The organism is Sulfurihydrogenibium yellowstonense SS-5 (genome assembly GCF_000173615.1).
Classification (GTDB): Bacteria; Aquificota; Aquificia; order Aquificales; family Hydrogenothermaceae; genus Sulfurihydrogenibium; species Sulfurihydrogenibium yellowstonense.
Genome location: NZ_ABZS01000150.1, coordinates 1 through 4411 on the forward strand (window position 1 = coordinate 1; position 4411 = coordinate 4411).

A 4411-nucleotide genomic window follows, 5' to 3' on the forward strand; every position below is an offset into this window, starting at 1 on the left:
AAATTCCGACTATCATATAGGACTTGGTGTAGAAGGTGAAGTTAATGACACCCACTTAATGCTTGGAAGTTCTAAACTTCTTGAGAAAAAACATATAAGAGTTAGCAAAAAAATTAAAGAAATCGTAGATCAATTACATGATAAAGGTGAATCGGTACTTTATCTGGTTAAAGAAGGAAAAATTGTTGCTTTATTTGGAATATCAGACCCATTAAAGCCGGAAAGTAAAGAAGTTGTAAAAATATTGCAAAGTATGGGAAGAGAAGTAATATTATGTAGTGGTGATAATGAGGATGCTGTCAAGAAGATAGCTCAGGCAGTAGGAATCAAGAAATACTACGGTCGTGCTTTTCCGGACGAAAAGGCAAAAATAATTAAGAAACTTAAAGCTAAAGGTAGAAAGGTTGCGTTTGTTGGTGATGGAGTAAATGACTCTCCGGCTTTATCCGTTGCAGATGTTGGAATATCAATTAGAAGCGGTGCTGATATTGCTATTGAAGTAGCCGACGTTGTGATTGGTGAGAGCATGCATCAGTTAATCGATGCTTTCAAAATTTCTGATGATGCATTGAATAATATTAAACAAAACTTCAAGATTAATAAAGTTGTAAATACAATCGGATTAATTGGTTCCCTTGCAGGCGTGTTTAATCCTGCTATGTCAACAATTATTAACAATGGAGCTTCGGTATTAATGGGCATAAATGCTATCAAGCCTATATTTAAAGAAAAATAATCTTAGGAGGTAATTATTATGGAAGAGAAAAATTTACAACAAGAACTTGAAAAAATCAAAGCTGAGTTAGAAGAGTTAAGAAAAAAAATTGGTATGTCTGAGGAAAAAGATATTACTAAGCTTCCTCTTGAAGTTGTAAAAAAAGTTACAGATACAGCATCAGAAGTGGCTAAAACTGCTATGGAAATAGCAGAAAAAGCCGTAAAAGTTGTTACATCTGCGGCAACAGGTGCAGTTGAAGGTGCAAAAAAAGCAATACAAGAAGATCAAGTACAAACTACAGCAGAGAAGAAAGAAGAGAATCAGCAATAAGTGAGAAGGAGATCCTTCGGACTAAAGTCCTCAGGATGACAGAGAAAGACTGAATGATAAACATAAGAGAAAGGATGACCTTATTTGCCATTCTGCAGCCAGCGAAGAATCTCCTACTTTTATTAAATTTTTCAAGCGACATATAGTTAATTTTTTAGTAAATTTTTAATGTATGGTAGCATTTTTGTTTAACAGGATTGTGTTTTATACTTGGGGGAGTTATGACTTTTATTAAAACAAGAAGCGGAAGATATTTAAAGCTTGATAGTATAATAGGGTTTGCCATTGAAGAAGAAAAGATGGAAATAGATGGAAAGCGTCAGATAGTCTTTGAGATAATCGCATATCTTCCCCAGCCTCTAAATCCTGCTATACTTGGAATTTTTTTATCCGAAGAGTCAGCAGAAGAAGAATTAGAAAGATTAATTCAAAGATTAACAGCCGGGAAAGAAAAAATAGTTCAAATTAAAACAGAGATATGATTGATCAAGAGATAAAACATTTAGAAGAGCTTGTTGAAAAAATAAATAACGAACATAAACATAAGCTGAATAACGTAAGCGAGCCTATTTTCTTAACCGTTGTTTTGAGCAATGATTCAAAAGTAGATGTTGAGATTAATAAACATGGAGTCAAAATTTTAAAACATTTAGAGCAAAAAGAATTTGAAATCAAGAATCATGTAACAATCTCATACAAGCAGTTGAAAAAGTCTTTAGAAAATAAAGCAAACATAATTAGGTATCTGATGTCTGGAAAGGTAAGAGTAAAGGGAAATTTAAAATATATACTTGACGTTTTATCTGAACTTTAAAGATGTTTTAAAAGGTAGTCAGCGACTGAAAATGCTGCGATAGAATTAGGTTTTAAAACAGGTTTTAAACCTTGAGATAAGACATATCCAATTGCATCTCTTACTACAATATTTGATTTATGATTTTCATTTGGATTTAAGTCTAAATGTATTTCTAATTTTCTACCATCAATACAGTCAAGTAAATTTAAAGCAGTATATACAGATAGGTCAACTTCTTTCATCAGCCTTTCTCTTAAAGAATTTATTTTTCTTTCTTTTTTAAAACTATAAAAGATTTTTGCTCCCCTGCAAGAATCTATGTGGATTACAACCGCCGTAACGAAGATTGTTGAATCTCTATATTGTTTTGAATCTGAACCTATGTATATTGAAGTTTCTTTAGATGTCTCTGAAATGAACTTTTTTATTTTCTCAAATTTTAGGTCAATCATATTAATCTTGAGATTGTTTTCGTGATTACATTTTCTATCAAAGCACCGATTACGAAAGATTCTATCAATATCTGTTTGTCTTTATCAGTGAAATGAACATCCTGCTGTCTTTTTCTTGATTTTTCTTTTTCTCTAATGATTTTTGCATATCTTTTTTTCATAGATTCTAACTCTTTTTGTAAGTTATCAAATTCGTCGATTGCCATCTAATTCCCTCCAAGCTTCGTTTATAAAAGTATAAGATTCTTATTCGGCTACAGAATGGCAAAGGATGCTTATAATTTAACCTTTTCCTGTCATTCTGGGAACGTAAGTCCGAATGACCTCCTTTTTAAATTTTATAAAAACTGCTAATTTCTCATCCAAGGTATGATAATTTTATATCAAGAATTTTAAATTTCTATTAAGAATTTGTTAAAATTAAGTTAAACAAGTGAAAAATGAGAGGTGTAATTTATTTGCTTAAGATTTCAAACTCTTCAAATACTCTTGCATTAAATCTATCTTTAAAACTGTCCATTGGAAGGAAAAGCTCATAAAATCCAAAACTTCCTTTGATAAGGTTTGGCTTGTCTTTTTCTCCTTCTAAAAAGTTTCTACATACCTTTGTTATTCTATAGTCTTTATATATAATTTCAAATCTTTCCGGCAATTTTTCAATATTTGTGATTGCGTTTCCAAACTTATCAAACTTTATTATTTTTCCGATTATACGACCATCTAATACTTTCGGCTCAAATATATCATTAGTTTTTATATTCTTAATCTCATCACCGAATTTTTCCGGCTTAATCCCTTTGCTTAAATAAGCAGCTACAGGAGCAAATATATCTCTACCATGAAATGTGTTAGTGTCTGATTCTAAGAAAAATTCTTTATTTTTGATTTCTATTATCTTTTCTATTTTTTCTTTTTTTAAAACAAGTGTAAGCAGACCATTGTCCGGACATACGAAAAAGTAATCTTTTGTTTTTACGATTATAGGCTTTCTTTCTGTTCCAACGCCAGGGTCAACCACAGAGACAAAAATTGTACCTTTAGGAAAATATCTGTAAGTTGCATTTAAAACTATGCTACCTTCTATTATGTTAAATGACTCTATCTCGTGGGATATATCAACAATTTTAGCCTCCGGATTTATTGATAAAATGACTCCTTTCATTGAGCCAACAAACCCATCTTTTAAGCCAAAATCTGTAAGCAGTGCTATTAAGCTCATTTGTTTATTAAGCTCTTTATATAATCAATCACTTCTTCTATGGATTTGTCAGTTGTATCAATGATAATGTAATCTTCTGTTGGTCTAAGTGGTGATTCTTTCCTCTCGTAATCTAACTTGTCCCTTTCTAATATTTTTTGTAATATGTGATTATAATCTACAACAAAACCTTTTTCTTTTAGCTGCTGAACTCTTCTTTGTGCTCTAATTTCCGCTGATGCTGTCATGAATATTTTTAAGTCTGCATCGGGAAAGATTCTTGACCCTGCATCTCTTCCTTCTATAACAACATTCTTTGCTATTTCTCCAAGCTCCCTTTGTTTGCTAACCATCCATTTTCTAACTTTTGGATATCTTGCAATGATTGATGCAACATTTCCAATCTCTTCTGTTCTGATAATATCAGAAACATCTTCACCATCTAAAAAGACTTGAGAGTCTTTTAATAATATCTGAGTATTTTCTAAAACATTCATTATTTCTTCTTCATTTTCAAGATTGATGTTTAATCTTAAAAGTTTTAATGCAGCAGCTCTGTACATAGCTCCCGTGTCTATGTAAGTATATCCAAGCTCCTTGGCTAACAATTTTGCAATCGTGCTTTTGCCAGACCCTGCAGGTCCATCTATGGCTATAATCATTTCTTTACTCCTTTAATAATATTTAAAAGCTCTTGTGGTTGTTTTATTTTATACTTAGCAGGATGGTTGTAATTATGATTATTCTGATACAAAATAAACTCTACATTTTTACCCTCTTCTCTGTTATAGTTATAAACCATCATCAAATCTGCGATTGTATCTCCAATGTAAAAAACAGGCTCTTTATAATCAAATTTTTTAAAGAATGTTTTTAATGGATAGGAAGATGGCTTTCTTAGATGTGGATTTGGTATA

8 protein-coding genes and 1 pseudogene are annotated in these 4411 nt (G+C 31.4%); 4 read left to right on the forward strand and 5 right to left on the reverse strand.

Annotated features, from left to right (window positions below):
- The 4 genes from SULYE_RS06415 to SULYE_RS06430 form a co-directional block, all read left to right on the forward strand.
- The coding region (locus SULYE_RS06415; RefSeq protein ID WP_007547706.1) for an HAD-IC family P-type ATPase at positions 1–736 on the forward strand (736 nt) is incomplete at its 5' end.
- An 18-nt stretch (positions 737–754) separates the two neighbouring features.
- Positions 755–1048: a hypothetical protein gene (locus SULYE_RS06420; protein ID WP_007547707.1), complete on the forward strand. Its 294-nt coding sequence runs from the start codon at positions 755–757 to the stop codon at positions 1046–1048.
- Positions 1049–1269: 221 nt separating this feature from the next.
- Positions 1270–1530 (forward strand): hypothetical protein, encoded by a 261-nt coding sequence (locus tag SULYE_RS06425; protein ID WP_007547708.1) that lies wholly within the window; start codon positions 1270–1272, stop codon positions 1528–1530.
- Positions 1527–1862 carry an SCP2 sterol-binding domain-containing protein gene (locus tag SULYE_RS06430; protein WP_007547709.1) on the forward strand — a complete coding sequence of 112 codons (336 nt, stop codon included), beginning with the start codon at positions 1527–1529 and terminating at the stop codon, positions 1860–1862. The genes SULYE_RS06425 and SULYE_RS06430 overlap by 4 nt, the downstream gene beginning before the upstream one ends.
- Here the strand turns inward: SULYE_RS06430 and SULYE_RS06435 are convergent.
- From SULYE_RS06435 to SULYE_RS08420, 5 genes and pseudogenes are all read right to left on the reverse strand, one after another.
- A complete protein-coding gene (locus tag SULYE_RS06435; protein ID WP_007547710.1) occupies positions 1859–2296 on the reverse strand; it encodes a ribonuclease H-like YkuK family protein in 438 nt (145 codons plus the stop codon). The genes SULYE_RS06430 and SULYE_RS06435 overlap by 4 nt on opposite strands.
- A complete protein-coding gene (locus tag SULYE_RS06440) occupies positions 2293–2502 on the reverse strand; it encodes a hypothetical protein (RefSeq protein ID WP_007547711.1) in 210 nt (69 codons plus the stop codon). Before SULYE_RS06440 ends, SULYE_RS06435 begins: the two co-directional genes overlap by 4 nt.
- A gap of 248 nt (positions 2503–2750) precedes the next feature.
- Positions 2751–3515, reverse strand: a complete 765-nt coding sequence (locus SULYE_RS06445; protein WP_007547712.1) for an SAM hydrolase/SAM-dependent halogenase family protein — start codon at positions 3513–3515, stop codon at positions 2751–2753.
- Entirely contained in the window at positions 3512–4156 is a 645-nt protein-coding gene (gene cmk / locus SULYE_RS06450; protein ID WP_007547713.1) for a (d)CMP kinase, read from the reverse strand. The genes SULYE_RS06445 and cmk overlap by 4 nt, the downstream gene beginning before the upstream one ends.
- Positions 4153–4411 (reverse strand): annotated as a pseudogene (locus tag SULYE_RS08420) (histidinol-phosphatase); the annotation flags it as partial. The pseudogene SULYE_RS08420 and the gene cmk, both read right to left, overlap by 4 nt.

Bases quoted from the DNA above. Each gene is read 5' to 3' on its own strand.
- SULYE_RS06435 (WP_007547710.1), bottom strand. From the start codon at position 2,296: ATGATTGACCTAAAATTTGAGAAAATAAAAAAGTTCATTTCAGAGACA.
- cmk (WP_007547713.1), bottom strand. From the start codon at position 4,156: ATGATTATAGCCATAGATGGACCTGCAGGGTCTGGCAAAAGCACGATT.
- SULYE_RS06440 (WP_007547711.1), bottom strand. From the start codon at position 2,502: ATGGCAATCGACGAATTTGATAACTTACAAAAAGAGTTAGAATCTATG.
- SULYE_RS06430 (WP_007547709.1), top strand. From the start codon at position 1,527: ATGATTGATCAAGAGATAAAACATTTAGAAGAGCTTGTTGAAAAAATA.
- SULYE_RS06445 (WP_007547712.1), bottom strand. From the start codon at position 3,515: ATGAGCTTAATAGCACTGCTTACAGATTTTGGCTTAAAAGATGGGTTT.
- SULYE_RS06425 (WP_007547708.1), top strand. From the start codon at position 1,270: ATGACTTTTATTAAAACAAGAAGCGGAAGATATTTAAAGCTTGATAGT.
- SULYE_RS06420 (WP_007547707.1), top strand. From the start codon at position 755: ATGGAAGAGAAAAATTTACAACAAGAACTTGAAAAAATCAAAGCTGAG.